This window comes from Paraburkholderia graminis, from assembly GCF_003330785.1.
Taxonomy (GTDB): Bacteria; Pseudomonadota; Gammaproteobacteria; order Burkholderiales; family Burkholderiaceae; genus Paraburkholderia; species Paraburkholderia graminis.
On sequence record NZ_CP024934.1, the window covers coordinates 2930868 to 2950793 of the forward strand.

Here is a 19926-nt window from a genome sequence, read left to right on the forward strand (position 1 = left end):
TGATAACACGTTGCCACTCACAGGAGCGCGCGTGATCGCTCACTGGAACGAACCGATGCGCTTGAGATTGCTGAAGTTCATCCAGATAAAAAACGCGCGGCCGACGATATTCTTGTCCGGCGCAAAGCCCCAATAGCGGCTGTCCGCACTGTTATCGCGGTTATCGCCCATCATGAAGTAATTGCCCGGCGGCACCTTGCAGATAACGCCGCGCGCGTTGTAGCTGCAGTTATCGCGATACGGATAATCTTCGGCGCCCACGATAAACGGCGGCACCGCGGGATTGTTCAGAATCGCGTTCTTGCGGCCGTCGAGATTTTCTTCGAACTGCTTCGCATAGCCGAGACGCTCTTCGTCGAGATAATCGGGCAGCGGCGTTTCGGGCACCGGCTTGCCGTTGATCGTCAGCTGCTTGTCCTGATAGGCAACGGTGTCGCCGGGCAAGCCGATCACGCGCTTGATGTAGTCGACCGACTCGTCTTTCGGGTAGCGGAACACGACCACGTCGCCGCGCTGAAGCGGACGGCCTTCGGTGATTTTCGTGTTGACGATCGGCAGACGCAGGCCGTAATCGAATTTATTGACGAGGATGAAATCGCCCACCAGCAGCGTCGGCACCATCGAGCCCGACGGAATCTTGAACGGCTCGACAACGAACGAGCGCACCACGAAAACCACCAGAATGACGGGGAAAAAGCTCGCCGAATACTCGAGCCACCAGGGCTGGCGCAGCTTGTCGTCACGCAGACGCGCGCGCGTTTGAGCGGCGTTTTCGTCGGCGAAACGCTCGCCCACGCGTTCCTGCTGACGGTCGAACTCGGCGACCACGGCATCTGCCGCGCGCCGCCGTTGCGGCATAAACACCAGTTTGTCTGCGATCCATGCGACGCCCGTCAAAACGACAAGCACAAAAAGAATCAGCGCAAAATTCATAGGGTTCCGTTGTTCGTCTTATTTGTCTTCGACACGCAGGATGGCGAGGAAAGCCTCTTGCGGAATCTCGACGGACCCCACTTGCTTCATTCGCTTCTTGCCTGCCTTCTGCTTTTCCAGCAGCTTCTTTTTACGAGAAATGTCGCCGCCGTAGCATTTTGCCAGCACGTTCTTACGCAACGCTTTAATGTTTTCACGCGCGATGATGTTCGAGCCGATGGTGGCCTGAACCGCCACGTCGTACATTTGCCGCGGAATCAGCTCGCGCATTTTCGCCGCGACTTCGCGGCCGCGATACTGGCTTTGCGAACGGTGCACGATGACCGACAGCGCGTCCACCTTGTCGCCGTTGATCAGCATGTCGACCTTCACGACATCCGACGCGCGGTATTCCTTGAACTCGTAATCCATCGACGCATAGCCGCGCGAAATGGACTTCAGGCGATCGAAGAAATCGAGCACGACTTCGCCCATCGGAATTTCGTAGGTCAGCTGCACCTGGCGGCCGTGATATTGCATGTTGATCTGCGTGCCGCGCTTTTGCGTGCACAACGTGATCACCGGGCCGACGTAGTCTTGCGGCATGTACAGATTCACCGTGACGATCGGCTCGCGCACTTCCTCGATCTTCGACGGCTCCGGCATTTTGGCCGGATTCTCGACCATGATCGTCGTGCCGTCGCGTTGCACGACTTCGTAGACCACCGTGGGCGCCGTGGTGATCAGGTCCATATCGAACTCGCGCTCGAGACGTTCCTGCACGATCTCCATATGCAGCAGCCCCAGGAAGCCGCAGCGGAAACCGAAGCCAAGCGCTTGCGAAACTTCCGGCTCGTATTGCAGCGACGCGTCGTTGAGCTTCAGCTTTTCGAGCGAGTCGCGCAGCGCGTCGTACTGGTTTGCTTCGACCGGATAGAGACCGGCGAACACCTGCGGCTTCACTTCCTTGAAGCCCGGCAGCGGCTCAGCAGCCGGACGATTCAGCAGCGTGACCGTATCGCCCACTTTCGCCGCGGCCAATTCCTTGATGCCCGCGATGATGAAGCCCACCTGCCCCGCCGACAGCGATTCCAGATTCTTCGACTTCGGCGTGAACACGCCGACATGCTCAACCGGATATTGGGCGCCGGTAGCCATCATGCGAATTCTGTCTTTCGGACGCAGCGTGCCGTTGACGATACGCACCAGCATGACGACGCCGACGTAGTTGTCGAACCACGAGTCGATGATCAACGCCTGCAGCGGCGCTTCAGGATCGCCCTTCGGCGGCGGCACCTTCGCGATCAGCGCTTCGAGCACGTCTTCGACGCCCTGGCCGGTCTTCGCGCTGCAATGCGTCGCGTCCGTGGCGTCGATGCCGATCACGTCTTCGATTTCGGCGATCGCGTTCTCGGGATTGGCGGCCGGCAAATCGATCTTGTTGAGCACCGGAATGACGTCGACGCCGAGTTCGATTGCCGTGTAGCAGTTCGCGACCGTTTGCGCCTCGACGCCCTGGCTCGCGTCGACAACCAGCAGCGCGCCTTCGCACGCGGACAGCGAGCGGCTGACTTCGTACGAGAAGTCGACGTGGCCCGGCGTGTCGATCATGTTGAGGTTGTAGACCTTGCCGTCGCGCGCGCGATACGCCAGCGCGGCCGTTTGCGCCTTTATGGTGATGCCGCGCTCGCGCTCGAGGTCCATCGAGTCGAGCACCTGGGCTTCCATCTCGCGGTCGGACAAGCCGCCGCAAATCTGGATGATGCGATCGGCAAGCGTCGACTTGCCGTGGTCGATGTGCGCAATGATCGAGAAGTTACGAATATGATCCATTCAGTGCCGATCAAGCAAAAAAGGCGCGCTCGGACAATAGCGGAGCACGCCTTGTAAGTAGGTGAAAAACCTGTCTATTTTAGCCGAAAAGGCAGGTGCCCGGCGGATCTTGCGAGGGTGGGACGGCGAGACGAACGGCGCAGCACGCGCGATTCGACCTCCGCCAGAGCTGAAAGCGCGTGCCAGCGCCTGATGACGAGAGCGCGGCCGCTCTCAACGTGTGGCCGCCGATGCGGCCTTAGCGCGCGCCATGAGCGCAGCGCGGACCCGCGATTCGTCCAGATGGTAATGACACAGCTCGACGCCGTCGCACAGCAAAACCGGCACAAGTTCGTTGTAGCGGGCTTCGAGCAACGGGTCGCTGTCGACGTCGACAACTTCGACCTGCGCGCCGAACTCGGCCAGCAAGGACTCGAGCGCGGCGCGCATGTCGTCGCACAGATGGCACCACGCGCGCCCGTAGAGCGTGAGCGGCGCCCTCTCCGTCATTTCTGAACGCCGCGCGGACGAATCGGCACGAACTGCGTGTTCTCGCCGCGGCGAACCAGCAGCGCGACCATCTTTTGCGAATCCAGATGCGAGCTCAGTTCGTCGAACTGCTTTGCGCTTGTGATGTCGGTATCGCCGACGCGCAAAATGATGTCGCCCTTCTGCAAGCCGACTCGCGCAGCGGGACCGTCCACTGCGTCGATCTGCACGCCGTTGCGCAGTTTGAGCGCGCGCAACTGATCGGCCGGAATGTCGCTGACGGCCACGCCCAAGGCGTTCGTGGCGCGCTGCTTCGGCGGCTGCGGCTTCTTCTGGTCGGCCTTGGCGGTCTTGTCCGGCTGCATTTCGGCGATGGTGACGGGCAGGTCGCGCGTCTGGCCCTTGCGCCACACGGTGATGGTGGCCTTCGTGCCCGGCTTCGTGTCGCCGACCATGCGCGGCAGGTCCGTCGCGGTATCGACCGAATGGCCGTTGAACTTCAGGATAATGTCGCCCGGCTGCACGCCGGCCTTGTCCGCTGGGCCGCCCGGCTCGACACTGCTGACGAGCGCGCCCTGCGCCTTCGGCAAGCCGAGCGAATCGGCAACGTCTTTGGTCACTTCGCCGATTGCCACGGCGATCCGGCCGCGCACGACCTTGCCCGACGCCTTGAGCTGATCGGCGACGCGCATCGCTTCGTCGATCGGAATCGCGAACGAAATGCCCATGAAACCGCCGGTGCGGCTATAGATCTGCGAGTTGATGCCGATCACCTCGCCCTGCATGTTGATGAGCGGTCCGCCCGAGTTGCCCGGATTGACGGCCACGTCGGTCTGGATGAACGGCAGATAGTCGCCGGTGTCGCGCCCCTTCGCGCTGACGATGCCGGCCGTCACCGTGTTTTCGAGGCCGAACGGCGAACCGATCGCGACGACCCACTCGCCCACGCGAACCTTGTTCGAATCGCCGATGGTGATGGTCGGCAGATTCGCGGCGCTGATCTTCACGACTGCGACGTCGGTGCGATCGTCCACGCCGATGAGCTTCGCCTTGAACTCGCGCTTGTCGGTCAGCGTGACGTAGATGGTGTCCGCGTCGTCGATGACGTGCGCGTTGGTCATCACGTAGCCGTCAGCCGACAGGATGAAGCCTGAGCCGACGCCGCTGTTCTGTTCGGGGTCGTTGCTGTCGGGCGTGTCCTGACCGCCGCCACTTCCGCCGCTGCCACCGTTATCGCCGCCGCGCGGCGCGCCTGGAGATTGCGGCGACTGCGGCATCGGAATGCCGAAAAAGCGCCGGAAGAACTCCGACATATCGCCGTCGTCCATACCCGGCGGCAACGCGCCGCGCGGGCCGCTGCTCGTCGCGCGCGTGGTCGTGCGAATGTTGACGACCGCCGGACCGACCTTGTCGACAAGGTCGGTGAAGTCGGGCAGATTGGCGGCGGAAGCGGCCGACGCCGTGTGCGGTGCGAACGGCAAACATGCCGCCACCACCGCGGCCGCGAGGAATTTGCGCACCGAGAAAGTCGTCATATCGTAGGAAGCCGAGGGATTCAGGAGTCGGAGAATTACTTCGGAGCCTTGTATTCTATGGCAGAGGCAAATTGCTGCAACGTGGCCTGGGGCACTTCGCCGAGCAGGGTAATCCAGAAATCGCCGCGCCGCTTCACCAGCACGTGCGTCGCGCCGCTGCTGCCCGCGCCTTCCTTGCGCGTGTTGTTCTCAACCGGCTCGATGAACACCGAGACCGCGGCTAGACCATCCGAGAACACAGCCTGGTCGACCGGAATGGTCGGCTGGCCCGCCTCGCGCGCCGCCATCGGACGACGCAATTCGCGGATCTTGCGAAAACCCGGCACCGAGGCCCCGAACTGCCAGCCTTGCGCGGCCATATCCACCGGTTCAATGGGCGGGCGCACCACGGTCCAGCCGGCGGTATTGCGAATGCCGTTGACAATGCCAGTCTTGTCGACGGGCACGCCGATGCGAATCTGGGAGAACGACAGTTGTTCGAGCACCTGGCCGTTCGGGTCGAGCGTCTGCGCGCGCAGCAGCAAGCCGGTCTTCTTGTCGGCCCACAGTTTGTAAGCGAAGCGGTACGCGTCTTTCGGATCGAGTTCGATCACCTGACTTTCGACGCCGGCAACGCGATCGTCGCCGAGCAGTTTCGGTTCATACACGGACAGAACCTGTTCGCCGCTCACAGCCAGCAACGCGGGGAACGAGTCTTTGTTCTGGCGTTTTTCAACGACGCACAAGTGGCGTTCCGGCACGAACGTGTAGAGCTCGTCGTTATGGCGCAGCATCTTGCGCGGCTTGCCGTCGAGGCTTTCCAACTGCTCGAATTCGCCGTCGGCACGGGTCGCGTAATGCGCGATGCGCGACGTTTGAACGAAGTTGCCGCGCTGATAAACGAACGCGCCCTCGTAGTTCTGCTGCTGCGCGGCCTGGTGAATGCGATCGAGAAGATCGGCGGCCGTGCGACGGGCGACGAGCGGATCGTCGGTTTGTGCAAAGACCCGCGGTGTCGCGGACAACAATACGGCTGCGCAGAAGAGAAATGCCGGCAGCCGCCCCCAGATAGTCGTTTTATTGAACCGCGGAGTCTGCATCAAACTATTGGCCTTGCGTGGAAACGGCGGCGGCGCGGATCAGCGGCATGGAACCCGGCATGACCGGTTGCTGCGCGAATTGCTGATGTGCTTCCAGATACTGGTCGAGACTCGCGTCGCGAATGATGTTGGCGTCTTGCGCGACCGGCATCACATTCGCCGAGGGCACGGACGCCATCGCGACCTTTTGCAGCGCATCGCCATGCGAGGACACCGAGGCGACCTGCGTCGCGCCGGGGCCGCCCGGCACGCCCTGCAGTTGCGGCACGACGATCCACGTCAGCGTGGCGGCCGCGGCAGCGACTGCGAAAGCCGGCACCACGCGGCGACGCAGCGCCAGCAGACGGCGCGTAACCGGCTGAGCGGATGGCGCGAGCAGATGCGGCTCGCTTTCGAAGCGCGCAGCGAATCCGCTCAGGAACGCGTTGCTAGCCGCGGAACCGACCGCCAGATCGTCGGAACGCAATGCGTCGCCGATCAGGTGATAGCTGGACCATGCGGCGCGATCTTCGCCGTCCAGCTCGGACACAAACTTGTCCACATTCAGATGCTCTTCACCGAACAGCTCGCCGTCGACAAAAGCTGACAGACGCTCGCCGCGCGAACTGGCTTGCGATTGCATCGAGACCGACCCCATGATGCTCCCCATCTTACGAAAACCCCGTAGTGACACCACTAATCCAGATATTGCACCCGAGCCCCGTTCGGCGCGCTAGTGACTTACCAGCGCTTGCCTTCAGGTGTGTCAAGCAACGGACGCAATTTTGCCGCAATGGCTTCGCGAGCGCGGAAAATTCGCGATCTGACGGTGCCGATTGGGCAGCCCATCATCTCAGCGATTTCCTCGTAGCTCAAACCTTCAATTTCACGAAGAGTAATGGCGGTACGCAGCTCTTCCGGTAAAACCGCCATCGCAGCATTGACCGTCTCAGCGATCTGCTTGCTCATCAACATCGACTCAGGCGTGTTGATATCCCTTAGTTGGTCGGCGTCCGAGAAAGTTTCAGCTTCTTCAGCATCTGCTTCGGTCGATGTGGGTGCGCGCCGGCCCTGGGTCGCAAGGTAGTTCTTCGCGGTGTTGACCGCAATCCGGTACAACCACGTATAAAACGCGGATTCCCCGCGAAATTGCGGCAACGCCCGGTACGCCTTGATGAAAGCGTCTTGTGCAACGTCTTCGACTTCGGCGGGATCGCGCACGAGGCGCGAAATCAGCCGGAGAATCTTGCGGTGGTATTTGGAGACCAGAAGCTCGAACGCGGCCTTGTCGCCCTTCTGGACGCGCTCGACCAGCACCTGATCAATTTCTTTTTCGCTCACCTGATAAATCCGTTAACTTGAGGGCGCATGACGGGGGCACCATTGTAGCGTCCCCCTCGGCGAGGCACGTTACGGAGGTCATGCCGCGCGGTAACAGCGGTTACAGTCGTAACAGTCACGCGCCGGCGCGGCGCCGGGCGCGCACCGCCAACTCGCGAAAGACCGCTGGCGGGACGGTGTCGGCGGGAACCAGCAGCGTTTGCCGGCCACCCTCGTCCGGCTTCAGGATGAGCACCAGCAAACGGTCGCCCCAGTGCGCGCAGCCCGCTATGCGGCCTCGTGCGAGCAGGATACCGGCCCGCGCCCACGCAGTGAGATTCTCGCGGCCGATCTGCAGAGCCACAGGTTGCGCCCGGTCGTGCCTCAGCGCGCAAAGCGCGAGAAGCGCGAACGCGGCAAGCGTCAACGGAACCGCCTGCCACGCGCCGAGCCACGGCGACACGCAGCGATAAACCGCCGCCGACGCCGTCGCTACAAAAGCAGCCGACGCAACGCGCATCGCGAAAGAGCGCCGCAGCGCAATTCGCTGCGGCGCTCTTTCGGACATAGCCGTTGTTTCAGGGCAAAGCGCCGGCGAGGCCGGCGCCGTCGACTGGTGCGTCACCCGGCTACGAGCGTCAGGCGCGTTTGAACACGAGCGTGCCGTTCGTGCCGCCGAACCCGAACGAGTTCTTCAGCGCGACGTCGATCTTCATCTCCCGCGCGGTGTTGGCGCAGTAGTCCAGGTCGCACTCGGGGTCCTGGTTGAAGATGTTGATCGTGGGCGGCGACACCTGATGATGCACGGCGAGCACAGTGAACACGGACTCGAGACCGCCGGCGCCGCCGAGCAGGTGACCCGTCATCGACTTCGTCGAATTCACGACGATGTTCCTGGCGTGGTCGCCGAATGCGCGCTTGATGCCGGTGGTTTCAGCCAGATCGCCGAGCGGCGTGGACGTGCCATGCGCGTTCAGGTAATTCACCTGATCCGCGTTGATGGCCGCGTTCTTCATGGCCGCGAGCATGCAGCGGCGTGCGCCGTCGCCGTCTTCGAGCGGTGCGGTCATGTGATACGCGTCGCCGCTCATCCCATAGCCGCCGACTTCCGCGTAGATCTTCGCGCCGCGCGCCTTCGCGTGTTCATACTCTTCCAGCACCATCACGCCGGCGCCTTCACCGAGCACGAAACCGTCGCGGTCCTTGTCCCACGGACGGCTCGCCGTTGCCGGATCGTCATTGCGCTGCGACAGCGCGCGCGCCGCCGCGAAGCCGCCGATACCGAGCGGCGACACGGTCGATTCAGCGCCGCCCGCGATCATCACGTCGGCGTCGCCGTATTCGATCAGGCGCGAAGCCTCGCCGATACAGTGCAGACCCGTCGTACACGCGGTGACGATCGCCAGATTCGGACCCTTGATGCCGAACTTGATCGACAGGTGACCCGAGATCATGTTGATGATCGACGCCGGCACGAAGAACGGCGAAATGCGGCGCGGGCCGCGATTGAGCAATTCGGTTTGCGTGACTTCGATCATCGGCAGACCGCCGATGCCCGAGCCGACCACGACGCCGATACGCTCCGAATTCTCGTCGGTGACTTCCAGGCCGCTGTCCTGCATCGCCTGGATGCCGGCAGCCACGCCGTAATGGATGAACGTGTCCATGTGGCGCGCTTCCTTACCGGGGATGTAGTCCTCGATATTGAAGCCCTTCACCTCGCCGGCGAAACGAGTCGAGAAGTTCGTAGCGTCGAACTTCGTGATATTGGCAATACCCGACTTGCCGGCGACCAGATTGGCCCAGCCGTCGGCAACATTATTGCCAACAGGCGAAATCAGCCCCAGGCCTGTAACAACAACACGACGGCGGCTCACGGTAACCCCTTTTTCATAGATGACAAAAGCAAAAGCCACAGCGGCCACAGGAACCTGCCCTGTGTACCCTGTGGCTGTTAAGTCGGCAATCGCGCGGAAACTTGCGCTGTCAACATCGCTGGCTCCTGCATGGCAACTCTTGCGACAAGCGGCGTGGCAAAACACGCCAGCCCCAATAGCGTCGGCAACCGACGCGGCAGGGCGTCATGCGCCGCGAACGCAGAAACGCAGGCGCGAATGACCTTAGGCCTTGACGTTTGCGCGAGCGTAGTCGATCGCTTGCTGAACGGTGGTGATCTTCTCGGCTTCCTCATCCGGAATTTCCATGCCGAATTCGTCTTCGAGGGCCATCACGAGTTCAACCGTGTCCAGCGAGTCGGCGCCGAGGTCGTTCACGAACGAAGCTTCGTTCTTGATTTCAGCTTCGGCCACGCCCAGTTGTTCTGCGACGATCTTCTTGACGCGCTGTTCGATATTGTCCATTACCCCTCCAAGGGAAAGAAGTTCAAAAATACAGGTGCGCGCATTTTATCAGGTTTGACCCGGCAAAAAAGCGGCGCATCAGGTTGCTGTCAAGGCATGCGCCTTACGCATTCGCAAACGCATCAAGGCGCGGATAGTAACCGAATTTGGTTACGACATGTACATTCCGCCGTTCACATGCATCGTCGTGCCGGTGATGTAACCGGCTTGCGGCGACGCGAGGAATGCGACAGCGTGCGCGATGTCTTCCGGGCTGCCGAGACGGCCCAGCGGAATCTGCGTTTTCAGCGCGGTTTGCTGCTCTTCGGGCAAGGTGCGCGTCATGTCGGTATCGATGAAGCCAGGCGCCACGCAATTCACCGTGATGCCGCGGCTGCCGATCTCGCGTGCGAGCGCGCGCGTCATACCCGCCACGCCCGCTTTCGCCGCGGCGTAATTGATCTGCCCAGGGTTGCCCGCCGAACCGACCACCGACGTGATGTTGATGATGCGCCCGCCCTTCGCCTTCATCATCGGACGCAGCACCGCGCGCGACAGACGGAACACCGACTTCAGATTGGTGTCGATCACCGCATCCCAATCGTCGTCTTTCATGCGCATGGCGAGTTGATCCTGCGTGATGCCGGCGTTGTTCACGAGCACGCTGAGCGTGCCGAATTCCTTCACCGTGCCGTCGATCAGCGCTTCCGCAGCCGCTGCGTCGTTCACGTCGAGCACCGCGCCGCGGCCGCTCACGCCGGCTGCATTGAACGCTTCGCTGATGGCCGCCGCGCCGCTTTCGCTGGTCGCCGTGCCGATCACGGTGGCGCCCTGGCGCGCGAGTTCCATGGCGATGGCGCGGCCGATGCCGCGCGAGGCGCCCGTTACGATTGCGATGTGCTTGTCGAGATTCTTTTCCATCTGTCGATCCGAATGCCCTTCGCAGGGCTGATTGATTGCCGATACGAGTTGCCGCGTCTGTGCGGCGTCGCGCTTAGCCTGCTGTCACGAGCTTGAGCGTTCCCTCGAGCGAGGCCGGATCGAACACCGAAGCGCCGACCAGATTGCCGTCGATGCGCTTCGTCAGGCCCGCAAGGACCTTGCCCGGCCCGCATTCGACGACGTGCGTGACGCCTTGCGCGGCCATTGCCTGCACGCTCTCGACCCAGCGCACCGCACCGGCCGCCTGACGCACCAGCGCGTCTTTGATCTGCGCCGGCTCGTTGACGATCGCGACGTCGACATTGTTGATGACGGGGATCGACGGCACCTTCACGTCGACGCTCGCCAGGTACTCGCGCAGTTGATCCGAAGCGGGCTTGAGCAACGACGAGTGGAACGGCGCAGACACCGGCAGCGGCAACGCGCGCTTCGCGCCCTTCGCTTTCGCCACTTCGCACGCTTTCTCGACAGCAGCCTTGTGCCCCGCGATCACGACTTGCGCCGGCGCATTGAAATTGACCGCTTCGACGACGCCTGCAACCGACGCTTCCGCGCACACCGCGCGCACCGTGTCGTCGTCGAGACCGAGAATCGCGGCCATGCCGCCTTCGCCGACGGGCACTGCCGTTTGCATGGCCTGCGCGCGAAAGCGCACCAGCGGCACGGCATCGCGAAATGCGATCGCACCGGCCGCGACGAGCGCCGTGTATTCGCCGAGGCTATGACCCGCGACGATCGCGGGCGCCGGGCCGCCCGCCTGCTGCCACGCGCGATAGATCGCGTAGGCCGCGGTGAGCATGACCGGCTGTGTGTTGGTGGTGAGATTCAGATCTTCGGCGGGACCTTCGGCGATCAGCTTGCCGAGGTCCTGACTGAGCGCGTCGGAGGCTTCCTGAACCGTCTCGCGCACAATGGCGTGATCGGCAAACGCGTTGAGCATGCCGACCGATTGCGAACCCTGTCCGGGAAAAACGAACGCAAATTTCATATCGTCCCCAAAAACGATTTAGTCAGATGTAGGCGCGCGGCTTCAAAGCGCGCGGACGCGGCGCAAGGCGCCCTGAAAGGCGCCGCCGGAAGTCGGCCCGTTATCAGTAGCGGATGACCGACGCGCCCCACGTGAAGCCGCCGCCGACGCCTTCGATCAGCACGTTCTGGCCGCGCTTGATGCGGCCGTCGCGCACCGCGACGTCGAGCGCGAGCGGAATGGACGCCGCCGACGTATTGCCGTGCTCGCCCACCGTGACGACCATGCGTTCCTGCGGCAAGCCGAGCTTGCGGCAAGTGCTTTGCATGATGCGGATATTGGCCTGATGCGGAATCAGCCAGTCGATCTGATCGGCCGACAGGTTCGCTTTCTCGAGCGCCTCGACCGCGACCTTTTCCAGCACGTTGACGGCGAGCTTGAAGACCGCTTGCCCGTCCATGTGCAGGAAGGCGCTGCCCGCCACCACGCCGCCGTTCACGTTGCCCGGCGTGCAGAGAATGCCCGAATGGCTGCCGTCCGCGTGCAAAGCGCTGGCCAACACACCCGGCTCAGCCGATGCCTGCAGGATCACCGCGCCCGCGCCGTCGCCGAACAGCACGCAGGTCGTGCGGTCGTTGAAATCGAGAATGCGCGAGAACGTCTCCGCGCCGACGACGAGCGCCGTGCGATGCTGGCCGCCGCGAATCAGGCTGTCCGCCATCGCGACTGCGTACGCGAAGCCCGAGCAGACGGCCTGCACGTCGAAAGCCGCGCCGTGATTCTTGATGCCGAGCTTGTTCTGCAACAGGCACGCCGTGCTCGGAAACACGAAGTCAGGCGTGGAAGTCGCGACGATGATCAGGTCGATGGCTTGCGGGTCGATGTCCGCCGCTTCGATCGCGCGCTGCGACGCGAACTGCGCGAGGTCGCTCGTGGTGACGTCCGGATCGGCGAAGTGGCGCGCATGGATGCCCGTGCGGGCCACAATCCATTCGTCGCTCGTCTCGACGCCCTGCTTCGCGAGACGCTCGGCGAGGTCCTGATTGGTGACGCGCGCGGGCGGCAGATAGCTGCCGGTGCCGAGGACGCGGGAATAAATTGTCGATTGAGCCATTATGCCTTCGAGGATTGCGCAGCGTAGGGCTCGGCCGGCTGGCCTGCGATGGGGCTTGCGTGGCCCGCACCGCTTGCGTCGCGCGCCGCCTGTTCAAGAGAACCCGCGTTCTCTTCCATCGCTTGCGCAAGGCGCTCCAGCACGCCGTTTTTGACGGCATCATACCCGCGTTTGATAGCCCACTCAAACGCGTAGGCGTCTGCCGAACCGTGGCTTTTGATCACCAGTCCGCGCAGGCCGAGCAGCGCGGCACCATTGTATTGCCGATGATCGACGCGCTTCTTGAAACGCATCAACACGGGCAATGCGAGCACCGCCATGACTCGCGTGAGCCACGAACGGCCGAACTCTTCCTTGATGATATTCGACAGCATCTGCGCGAGGCCTTCGGACGTTTTGAGCGCCACGTTGCCGACGAACCCGTCGCACACGATCACGTCGACCGTGCCTTTGAAGATGTCGTTGCCTTCCACGTTGCCGTGGAAGTTCAGTGTACTCGCGCGCAGCAGTTCACCGGCACGCTTGATCGTGTCGTTGCCCTTGATGACTTCTTCGCCGATATTCAGAAGGCCGATGGTGGGCCGCTCGCGGCCTTCGAGCGCGGACACGAGCGCGTGCCCCATCTCCGCGAATTGCAGCAGATGCTGCGGTTCGCAGTCGACGTTGGCGCCCAGGTCGAGCATCATCGTGTAGCCGTTGGGGTTCGGCAAGGCGGACGCAATCGCCGGGCGCTCGATGCCCGACAGCGTTTTCAGCACATAGCGCGACACAGCCATCAGCGCGCCGGTGTTGCCGGCGGAGACGCAGGCTTGCGCCTCGCCTTCCTTGACGCGATTCAGCGCCACGCGCATGGACGAATCTTTTTTCTTGCGCAGCGCGACTTCGACCGGATCGTCCATCGCGACGATCTCGGAAGCGGAAACGACCGTCAACGCCGACAGGTCCTGAGCCTTCAACTTCTTCAGCTGCGCACGAATCGCACTTTCAATGCCGACGAGCAGCAACTGCGCGTCGGGATGCGAGCGAACGAAGTTGACGGCAGCGGGAACGGTCACGGACGGGCCGTGGTCGCCTCCCATGCAATCTATCGTGAGCTTTACTGTCATGGAGTGCGGCGAATTTCAGACATAAAAAAGCGGCAATTGAATGCCGCCTTTTTGCCGAGCCGGGAAAATGTCAAGCGAGCTGATCGCCACGCGAAACGCCAGTGGGCGCAACGCAGTGAAACGATTAGTCGTTCTTCGTCTTGACGACTTTCTTGCCGCGATAGTAGCCGTTCGGGCTAACGTGGTGACGCAGATGCACTTCGCCCGTGCTCGGTTCCACGGCCAGCGGCGCTGCCGTCAGGAAATCGTGCGAACGGTGCATGCCGCGCTTCGACGGCGACTTCTTGTTTTGTTGAACTGCCATGACTAACTCCTAAAAATTTTCCGAATTCTAACACAGCCCGACACGGTGTCCGCCACTGGCCGAATGGCCTATGCGCCCCGCTTCGCGCTCCCATGCAACTGTTCAGTGCTTCTTGTCGCCCGGCTCACCGCGCTTGAGACTTTCGAGCGCCGCGAACGGATTCGGCCGCTCGGGCTCTTCGCCCTCGCCAGCTTCGTCCAGCGCGGCTTCGTCGCCCTCGCCCTCGGCACCGGCCGCACCAGAGACGAGACTCTCGTGCACCTCGGGACAAACCTCGTGCTTGGGCACAAGCGGCAAGGAAAGCAGCAACTCTTCCTCGATCAGGTCGATGAGATCGAACTGGCGCGAGCCCACGATCACTTCGACTTCATCTTCGTCGAGCGGAAACTCTTCGGCTTCCGCCTCAGTGCTGACGATCCGGTAGGTCGCGTCGACATTGAAGGCCTGCGAGTACGGGGTCATGCACCGCTGACATTCGAGCCATGCCGCGCCGTGAATCGCCAGCCTCAAATACGGCTGGGGACCCTCGGTGCCGTCGTCCTGCAATTCCGGCTGCGTCGACCCTTCGGCTTGCCAGGTGAACCCGGTATCGCGGTCTGGCGCTTCTGCCGGGACTTCGTTTAACATGCGCGGCAGTTGCGAGACGCGCACGACACCCGCGGCCTGCCGGCCGCTCCGCGCAAATTCGAACAGATCGAGTTCATGCGGGTCGGACAGACCTGCAGGTTTGCCAGGATGTTGAGTCATGTGCGCTCCTGCGTCGGCAAAGGTTTCGCCGCTTTTTGCTGTTGGTCGACGTTTGTTTGTTTCGCGCCGCCAAATCGCGGGGTAAATCAGTTGCGAGAATGCCCGCGTAACTTCGGCAATGTGCCCGGCAGTTCTTGATTTGCTCTCGATCTGCTTCAGCACGCACCGAGCCCGCCTGACGCAAGCATACCGATGAAAAGCCCAAAATCATATCCGTTTTGTCTTTTCGAGTCAAACACTTAAGCCCGTACCGGCGTGGCCTTCGCGCAACCCTGTATGCCCCGCCCTTCAAGCCGTTGATCGACCATGCCAGATTCCCCAAAAAGCCCGCCACACCTGATTCTGGCGTCGAGTTCGCCGTATCGCCGCGAGTTGCTCGAACGCCTGCGCGTTCCATTCGACGTGGCCGTGCCCGCGATCGACGAAACGCCGCATGCCGGTGAAACGCCCGAGGCCACCGCGTTACGCCTCGCCGAGGCGAAAGCACGCGCCGTGGCCCAGTCATTTGCGCCGGATCAGGCGGTGCTCGTGATCGGCTCCGACCAGGTCGCCACCTACGACGGCCTGCAAATCGGCAAGCCCGGCACGCACGACAAGGCGCTCGCCCAATTGCAGGCGATGCGCGGCCGCGAGGTCCTGTTCCATAGCGCGCTGTGCCTGTTCGACAGCCGCTCGGGGGCCGCACAGACCGTCGACGTCGTCACTCGCGTGCAATTTCGCGACCTGCCGGATGCGGCGCTCGAAGCCTATCTGCGCGCCGAAACGCCGTATGACGTCGCCGGCAGCGCGAAGTCCGAGGGGCTCGGCATTGCGCTGCTCGAAGCAATCCACTCCGACGATCCGACCGCACTCATCGGCCTGCCGCTGATCGCGCTGTCGGGCATGCTGTTGACGGCGGGCTATCCGCTATTGGGGGCACGATGAGCGGCACGCTCTATCTGATTCCGAACACGCTAGGCGAAGGCGACGCGGACGCGCTCGGCGCTGTCCTGCCCGCTCCGGTGCGCGCCCGCGCCGCGGCGCTGCAGTATTACATCGGCGAAAACGCGAAGACGACGCGCGCGTTCCTGAAGAAAGTGGGCACCGAGCGGCCGATTCAGGACATCGAGATCCGCGAACTGAACGTCAACACGCCGGCCGGCGAAATCGACAAACTGCTCGCGCCGCTACTCGCCGGCACCGACGCGGGCCTCGTGTCCGAAGCGGGCTGCCCGGCGGTAGCGGACCCCGGCGCGCTGCTGGTGCGTCGGGCGCACGAGCGCGGTGTGAAGGTGGTGCCGCTCGTCGGGCCTAGCTCGATTTTGCTGGCGCTGATGGCTTCGGGGCTCAATGGACAAAGCTTTGCATTCCACGGCTATTTGCCGGTCGATGCGGCAGAGCGGGCAAAACGTCTGCGCGATCTTGAAATGCAATCGCGCAAGGGCAAGCAGACGCAGATTTTTATCGAGACGCCGTACCGCAACCGGGCGCTGCTCGACACATTGCTCGCCACCTGCGCGCCGTCGACGCTGGTTTGCGTCGCAGTCGACCTGACGCTGGACACCGAAACCATCCGCAGCCACACGGTGGCGGACTGGAAGAAGAAACCGGCGCTCGACTTGCACAAGCGCCCCGCCATTTTTCTGATATTGGCGGCGTGAGATGACGACGGCTGAAGTGTGAAGACGGGGACCGCGCGGCTAATCCCGGCGCGCGGCACAAGCCCCACAAGCCTTTCCGGCCGCCTCGCCTCAGCGCAAACCTAGCTTCCCGCCAAGCGCCAACGCGTGTACCGCGCCATTGCCCACGGCCGCGCCGAATTTACGCGCGACGCGGTCGGTAATGCTCTCCTTGACCGTGTAATCGACGATATCCGGCGCCTTGATGATTTCGCGCGCCACGTAGTTGGCGTCGCCGAAACCATCGGCGAGACCGAGCTCGACACTCTTCTGGCCCGTCCAGAAGAGGCCGGAGAACATATCCGGCGTCTCATGCAGACGCTTGCCGCGGCCCTGACGCACTGCTTCGATGAACTGTGCGTGGATCTGGTCGAGCATTTCCTGCGCGTGCTGGTCCATCTTCGGCGTTTCGGGCGAGAACGGATCGTAAAAACCCTTGTTCTCGCCCGAGGTGTGCAGCCTGCGCTGAATGCCGAGCTTGTCCATCAGCCCGGTGAAACCGAAGCTGTCCATCAGCACGCCGATCGAGCCGACGATGCTCGCCTTGTCGACATAAATCTTGTCCCCCGCCGCCGCGGCGTAGTACCCGCCCGACGCGCACATGTCGCCGACCACCACATAAAGCGGAATTGACGGATGTTTCGCGCGCAAACGCCGCATCTGGTCGTAGATAATGCCCGCCTGGACCGGGCTGCCGCCGGGGCTGTCGCAGCGGAGAATGACGCCCGCCGTGCCGGAGTCTTCGAACGCGCTTTCCAGCGCGGCGCTGATATCTTCGGCGTTCGCACGCGTGTTCGCCGATATTTCGCCTTCGAGCGCTATCAACGCCGTGTGACGGCCGGAAGCCGCCAGCTTGTCGCCGGAAAAATCGAACACGGTCCAGACGACGAAAGCCACCAGGGCCAGGAAAAGCAGACGGAAAAAGATTTTCCAGCGGCGCGCGGCCCGTTGTTCATTGACAGCGGCAAGCGCGATGCGCTCGAGCGCCGCGCGCTCCCAACCGGGTTCGGCGTTAGCGCGGCCGTTCGTGGACGGCTCTTTGGTTTCAGGCGTCAAGTTGTCGGACATTCAGGCTTTTCAGTAAGGGAGAAAGACGGGGCGACGCAGATCAGGACTCGATGGGCCGCAGTTCGCCGTCGGGAAGCCAGAAAACGGCGCGGCCTTCAGGCGTATCGCGTTCGTCGACCTGGAGCGCTCGCAGCCGCCCGCCGCGGCACGGACCGCCTACGCATTTGCCGGTGTCCGGCGCGTAAATTGCCCCGTGGGTGGCGCACATCAAGTATAAACCCGACGATTCGAAGAACTGACCCTCTGCCCAGTCCAGCTCCATCGGCACGTGCGCGCAGCGGTTCAGATAGCCGTAGGCGCGACCGTCGTAGCGGACGAAAAACACCACGACTTCTTCGGCGCCGACTCGCGCGGCACGCCGAACGCCAATGCCGCCATCGACCAGTTCCTCCGAACGGCACACGCGCACGGCCTGCGCCGCCTCCGTTGCCCGCCCGCCGGGCTCTTCCGCCGAACTCATGCGTTGTCCTTCAGCCAGCCCGACAGCGCGCTGATGCTCGACGCCATATATTTCGGCGACAGCGCGCTCAGCGAGTCCGCCGGATGCGCGCCGTAGGTCACGCCGATACCCGCGACGCCCGCGTTGATCGCCATCTGCAGGTCATGTGTCGTATCGCCGACCATGACCGTGCGCACCGGGTCCTGCCCCAGTTCACGCGTCAGTTCGTGCAACATGGCCGGATGCGGCTTGGAGAAGGTTTCGTCCGCGCAGCGCGTACCGTCGAACAGGCTCGTGAGCCGCACCTGATCGAGCGCACGATTCAGGCCGACGCGGCTTTTGCCGGTCGCGACCGCCAGCAGATAGCCCTGATCGCGCAGTTCCTGGAGCATCTCGCGCACGCCGGCGAACAACTCCGTGGTCTGATCCTTCACCAGATAGTGAAACCGGTAGCGCTCGGCGAGCCGCGGGTAGTCGGCCGGATCGAGCGTGGGCGCGGCGATCTGCAGCGCGTCGCGCAGGCCGAGGCCGATCACATAGCTCGCCGCTTCGTCCGCGGGCACGGGCAAACCGAGATCGCGGCACGCCGCCTGAATGCTGCGCGTGATGTGCGCAGTCGAATCCATCAGCGTCCCGTCCCAGTCGAAGACGATCAGGTCAAATTGCTCTCTAGCCATGCGGTGCCGTCTCCGGGTATGACCCATTTCGTAATTCGTTGAGCTGCGCGATGAAATTGCGGCACTCGGCCGGCAATGGCGCCTCCAGTTGCAGCGGCGCGCCGGTGGCCGGATGCGTGAGCTTCAGGCGGTAAGCGTGCAGGAACATGCGCTTGAGCCCCGGCTTCGCGTTCGAGCGGGCGAGCGCCTTGTTCAGCGCAAAGTCGCCGTATTTTGCATCGCCGACGATCGGCAGCTCCAGATGCTGCAAATGCACGCGTATCTGATGGGTGCGGCCCGTCTTCAGCTCCGCCTCCAGCAGCGCGTAGTCCGGCCAGCGGTCGATCAGGTTGAACACCGTGTGCGACGCCAGACCGTCGGCCTGCACGCGCACGCGCCGCTCGCCGTCCGCGGTCAGATATTTGTGCAGCGGCTCCTTCACCGCCCGACGGCGGCCCCAGTCGCTCGCCCATTCGCCGTGGACGCACGCATAGTACCGCTTGTCCATTCGGTTCTCGCGGATCTGGTCGTGCAGATTGACGAGCGCCGAACGCTTCTTGGCGAGCATCAGAATGCCCGAGGTCTCGCGATCCAGCCGATGCACGAGCTCGAGGAACTTCGCCTGCGGGCGCGACTGGCGCATCTGCTCGATGACGCCAAAGGCGACGCCACTTCCGCCGTGCACCGCGACGCCGGCCGGTTTGTCGATGACAAGAAGATGCTCGTCTTCGAAAATGATCCTGAATTCGGCGCTCGGAACCGGCGCCGACGGCACCGTTTCGTCATGTTGCGCGACGCGGATGGGCGGCACGCGCACCAGATCGCCCAGTTCAAGCCGGTACTGCGCGTCGATACGGCCCTTGTTGACGCGCACTTCCCCGCTGCGCAGGATGCGGTAAATATGGCTTTTCGGCACGCCTTTGCAGACGCCTAACAAAAAGTTGTCGATGCGCTGTCCGGCCGCACTGTCGTCGATCTCGATGACGGAGACCTGGTCGCTCGCGACCGCGCTTGTTACCGATTTCTGGGATATTTTGCCTAACTCTTTCATTCTGAATATAATTTGCCCAGCAGTCTGCGGCGGCCGGCGCAGTGTCCGGAATTCGGGCGGACTGCGCAGGTGCAAGCGTAAATCGTTATTTTACTTGTGCCGGGGGCTGGTTGCTCGCCCTGAAAATGAGATGCAACAAGTTGCACGCACGAAGTCAGTACCCGGCAGGGACGGCGCCCACAGGCGCGTTCGGTCAAGGTCGGCTTCGACGGTAACGGAATTTTGGTAAAAAAGAATTTAACTTCCAGCTTCGGTATCGGGCGGCGTTACGCCCGGCTGTACGAAGCTGCAGGTTGCGAAAATACGGCGTGCGCCCGTGGCGTCTTGTAGAAAGTGCAAGACTTGGCGACGTCAAAATGAGGCGAGACACCCCCAGCAGGAAAAGACGCGCCTCTTGCGCGAACTTCCC

General features: G+C 62.8%; 22 protein-coding genes. 2 read left to right on the forward strand and 20 right to left on the reverse strand.

Features of this window, described 5'->3' with window-relative positions; all coding sequences use genetic code 11:
* Positions 1-39 precede the first annotated feature (39 nt).
* The 16 genes from lepB to CUJ91_RS13050 form a co-directional block, all read right to left on the reverse strand.
* The gene (lepB, locus tag CUJ91_RS12975; RefSeq protein ID WP_114156335.1) at positions 40-933 is read right to left on the reverse strand and encodes a signal peptidase I; all 894 of its coding nucleotides are present in this window, start codon (positions 931-933) and stop codon (positions 40-42) included.
* 18 nt (positions 934-951) lie between these two features.
* Positions 952-2745 carry a translation elongation factor 4 gene (gene lepA, locus CUJ91_RS12980; protein WP_006051944.1) on the reverse strand — a complete coding sequence of 598 codons (1794 nt, stop codon included), beginning with the start codon at positions 2743-2745 and terminating at the stop codon, positions 952-954.
* Positions 2746-2958: 213 nt separating this feature from the next.
* Positions 2959-3234 carry a glutaredoxin family protein gene (locus CUJ91_RS12985; RefSeq protein WP_114156336.1) on the reverse strand — a complete coding sequence of 92 codons (276 nt, stop codon included), beginning with the start codon at positions 3232-3234 and terminating at the stop codon, positions 2959-2961.
* Positions 3231-4748: a DegQ family serine endoprotease gene (locus CUJ91_RS12990; protein WP_006051942.1), complete on the reverse strand. Its 1518-nt coding sequence runs from the start codon at positions 4746-4748 to the stop codon at positions 3231-3233. Before CUJ91_RS12990 ends, CUJ91_RS12985 begins: the two co-directional genes overlap by 4 nt.
* 35 nt (positions 4749-4783) lie before the next feature.
* Entirely contained in the window at positions 4784-5827 is a 1044-nt protein-coding gene (locus CUJ91_RS12995; RefSeq protein WP_006051941.1) for a MucB/RseB C-terminal domain-containing protein, read from the reverse strand.
* 4 nt (positions 5828-5831) lie between these two features.
* Positions 5832-6464, reverse strand: a complete 633-nt coding sequence (locus CUJ91_RS13000) for a sigma-E factor negative regulatory protein (RefSeq protein WP_006051940.1) — start codon at positions 6462-6464, stop codon at positions 5832-5834.
* A gap of 83 nt (positions 6465-6547) precedes the next feature.
* Positions 6548-7147, reverse strand: a complete 600-nt coding sequence (gene rpoE / locus CUJ91_RS13005) for an RNA polymerase sigma factor RpoE (protein WP_006051939.1) — start codon at positions 7145-7147, stop codon at positions 6548-6550.
* A 115-nt stretch (positions 7148-7262) separates the two neighbouring features.
* The gene (locus CUJ91_RS13010) at positions 7263-7646 is read right to left on the reverse strand and encodes a protein YgfX (protein ID WP_114156729.1); all 384 of its coding nucleotides are present in this window, start codon (positions 7644-7646) and stop codon (positions 7263-7265) included.
* 118 nt (positions 7647-7764) lie between these two features.
* Positions 7765-9003, reverse strand: coding sequence for a beta-ketoacyl-ACP synthase II (fabF, locus tag CUJ91_RS13015; RefSeq protein ID WP_029967791.1), 1239 nt, complete (start codon positions 9001-9003; stop codon positions 7765-7767).
* A 243-nt stretch (positions 9004-9246) separates the two neighbouring features.
* Positions 9247-9486, reverse strand: a complete 240-nt coding sequence (acpP, locus tag CUJ91_RS13020) for an acyl carrier protein (RefSeq protein ID WP_004197638.1) — start codon at positions 9484-9486, stop codon at positions 9247-9249.
* A gap of 150 nt (positions 9487-9636) precedes the next feature.
* Positions 9637-10386, reverse strand: coding sequence for a 3-oxoacyl-ACP reductase FabG (gene fabG, locus CUJ91_RS13025; RefSeq protein ID WP_006051936.1), 750 nt, complete (start codon positions 10384-10386; stop codon positions 9637-9639).
* A gap of 73 nt (positions 10387-10459) precedes the next feature.
* Entirely contained in the window at positions 10460-11395 is a 936-nt protein-coding gene (gene fabD, locus CUJ91_RS13030; RefSeq protein ID WP_006051935.1) for an ACP S-malonyltransferase, read from the reverse strand.
* Positions 11396-11498: 103 nt separating this feature from the next.
* Positions 11499-12488, reverse strand: coding sequence for a beta-ketoacyl-ACP synthase III (locus CUJ91_RS13035; RefSeq protein ID WP_006051934.1), 990 nt, complete (start codon positions 12486-12488; stop codon positions 11499-11501).
* Entirely contained in the window at positions 12488-13594 is a 1107-nt protein-coding gene (gene plsX, locus CUJ91_RS13040) for a phosphate acyltransferase PlsX (protein WP_006051933.1), read from the reverse strand. The genes CUJ91_RS13035 and plsX overlap by 1 nt, the downstream gene beginning before the upstream one ends.
* A gap of 124 nt (positions 13595-13718) precedes the next feature.
* The gene (rpmF, locus tag CUJ91_RS13045) at positions 13719-13898 is read right to left on the reverse strand and encodes a 50S ribosomal protein L32 (protein WP_006051932.1); all 180 of its coding nucleotides are present in this window, start codon (positions 13896-13898) and stop codon (positions 13719-13721) included.
* A gap of 102 nt (positions 13899-14000) precedes the next feature.
* On the reverse strand, positions 14001-14645 hold the full coding sequence (locus tag CUJ91_RS13050) for a YceD family protein (protein ID WP_029967796.1): 645 nt from the start codon (positions 14643-14645) through the stop codon (positions 14001-14003).
* 306 nt (positions 14646-14951) lie between these two features.
* Here CUJ91_RS13050 and CUJ91_RS13055 point away from each other — a divergent pair, with 306 nt between their 5' ends.
* Both CUJ91_RS13055 and CUJ91_RS13060 read left to right on the forward strand, forming a co-directional pair.
* Complete coding sequence (locus CUJ91_RS13055) at positions 14952-15569, forward strand: Maf-like protein (protein ID WP_114156337.1); 618 nt, start codon at positions 14952-14954, stop codon at positions 15567-15569.
* A complete protein-coding gene (locus CUJ91_RS13060) occupies positions 15566-16285 on the forward strand; it encodes an SAM-dependent methyltransferase (RefSeq protein WP_006051929.1) in 720 nt (239 codons plus the stop codon). Before CUJ91_RS13055 ends, CUJ91_RS13060 begins: the two co-directional genes overlap by 4 nt.
* 90 nt (positions 16286-16375) lie before the next feature.
* Here the strand turns inward: CUJ91_RS13060 and CUJ91_RS13065 are convergent, their stop codons facing one another.
* Genes CUJ91_RS13065 through CUJ91_RS13080 form a run of 4 tightly spaced genes read right to left on the reverse strand, consistent with a single transcriptional unit; the run spans position 16376 to position 19517 of the window.
* Positions 16376-17371, reverse strand: a complete 996-nt coding sequence (locus tag CUJ91_RS13065) for a S49 family peptidase (protein WP_053858559.1) — start codon at positions 17369-17371, stop codon at positions 16376-16378.
* 40 nt (positions 17372-17411) lie between these two features.
* Positions 17412-17831, reverse strand: coding sequence for a Rieske (2Fe-2S) protein (locus CUJ91_RS13070; RefSeq protein ID WP_053858560.1), 420 nt, complete (start codon positions 17829-17831; stop codon positions 17412-17414).
* A complete protein-coding gene (locus CUJ91_RS13075; protein WP_006051926.1) occupies positions 17828-18487 on the reverse strand; it encodes an HAD-IIIA family hydrolase in 660 nt (219 codons plus the stop codon). Before CUJ91_RS13075 ends, CUJ91_RS13070 begins: the two co-directional genes overlap by 4 nt.
* The gene (locus CUJ91_RS13080; protein WP_114156338.1) at positions 18480-19517 is read right to left on the reverse strand and encodes an RluA family pseudouridine synthase; all 1038 of its coding nucleotides are present in this window, start codon (positions 19515-19517) and stop codon (positions 18480-18482) included. The genes CUJ91_RS13075 and CUJ91_RS13080 overlap by 8 nt, the downstream gene beginning before the upstream one ends.
* Positions 19518-19926: the final 409 nt, after the last annotated feature.

Excerpts from the sequence above, each read along its gene's own strand:
- CUJ91_RS13010 (WP_114156729.1), bottom strand. The coding sequence starts at position 7,646 with ATGCGCGTTGCGTCGGCTGCTTTTGTAGCGACGGCGTCGGCGGCGGTT.
- fabG (WP_006051936.1), bottom strand. The coding sequence starts at position 10,386 with ATGGAAAAGAATCTCGACAAGCACATCGCAATCGTAACGGGCGCCTCG.
- CUJ91_RS13050 (WP_029967796.1), bottom strand. The coding sequence starts at position 14,645 with ATGACTCAACATCCTGGCAAACCTGCAGGTCTGTCCGACCCGCATGAA.
- CUJ91_RS13060 (WP_006051929.1), top strand. The coding sequence starts at position 15,566 with ATGAGCGGCACGCTCTATCTGATTCCGAACACGCTAGGCGAAGGCGAC.
- CUJ91_RS12990 (WP_006051942.1), bottom strand. The coding sequence starts at position 4,748 with ATGACGACTTTCTCGGTGCGCAAATTCCTCGCGGCCGCGGTGGTGGCG.
- lepA (WP_006051944.1), bottom strand. The coding sequence starts at position 2,745 with ATGGATCATATTCGTAACTTCTCGATCATTGCGCACATCGACCACGGC.
- CUJ91_RS13065 (WP_053858559.1), bottom strand. The coding sequence starts at position 17,371 with ATGTCCGACAACTTGACGCCTGAAACCAAAGAGCCGTCCACGAACGGC.
- CUJ91_RS13070 (WP_053858560.1), bottom strand. The coding sequence starts at position 17,831 with ATGAGTTCGGCGGAAGAGCCCGGCGGGCGGGCAACGGAGGCGGCGCAG.
- plsX (WP_006051933.1), bottom strand. The coding sequence starts at position 13,594 with ATGACAGTAAAGCTCACGATAGATTGCATGGGAGGCGACCACGGCCCG.
- acpP (WP_004197638.1), bottom strand. The coding sequence starts at position 9,486 with ATGGACAATATCGAACAGCGCGTCAAGAAGATCGTCGCAGAACAACTG.
- CUJ91_RS13000 (WP_006051940.1), bottom strand. The coding sequence starts at position 6,464 with ATGGGGTCGGTCTCGATGCAATCGCAAGCCAGTTCGCGCGGCGAGCGT.
- CUJ91_RS12985 (WP_114156336.1), bottom strand. The coding sequence starts at position 3,234 with ATGACGGAGAGGGCGCCGCTCACGCTCTACGGGCGCGCGTGGTGCCAT.
- CUJ91_RS13080 (WP_114156338.1), bottom strand. The coding sequence starts at position 19,517 with ATGAAAGAGTTAGGCAAAATATCCCAGAAATCGGTAACAAGCGCGGTC.
- fabD (WP_006051935.1), bottom strand. The coding sequence starts at position 11,395 with ATGAAATTTGCGTTCGTTTTTCCCGGACAGGGTTCGCAATCGGTCGGC.
- CUJ91_RS13075 (WP_006051926.1), bottom strand. The coding sequence starts at position 18,487 with ATGGCTAGAGAGCAATTTGACCTGATCGTCTTCGACTGGGACGGGACG.
- CUJ91_RS12995 (WP_006051941.1), bottom strand. The coding sequence starts at position 5,827 with ATGCAGACTCCGCGGTTCAATAAAACGACTATCTGGGGGCGGCTGCCG.
- rpmF (WP_006051932.1), bottom strand. The coding sequence starts at position 13,898 with ATGGCAGTTCAACAAAACAAGAAGTCGCCGTCGAAGCGCGGCATGCAC.
- CUJ91_RS13055 (WP_114156337.1), top strand. The coding sequence starts at position 14,952 with ATGCCAGATTCCCCAAAAAGCCCGCCACACCTGATTCTGGCGTCGAGT.
- CUJ91_RS13035 (WP_006051934.1), bottom strand. The coding sequence starts at position 12,488 with ATGGCTCAATCGACAATTTATTCCCGCGTCCTCGGCACCGGCAGCTAT.
- lepB (WP_114156335.1), bottom strand. The coding sequence starts at position 933 with ATGAATTTTGCGCTGATTCTTTTTGTGCTTGTCGTTTTGACGGGCGTC.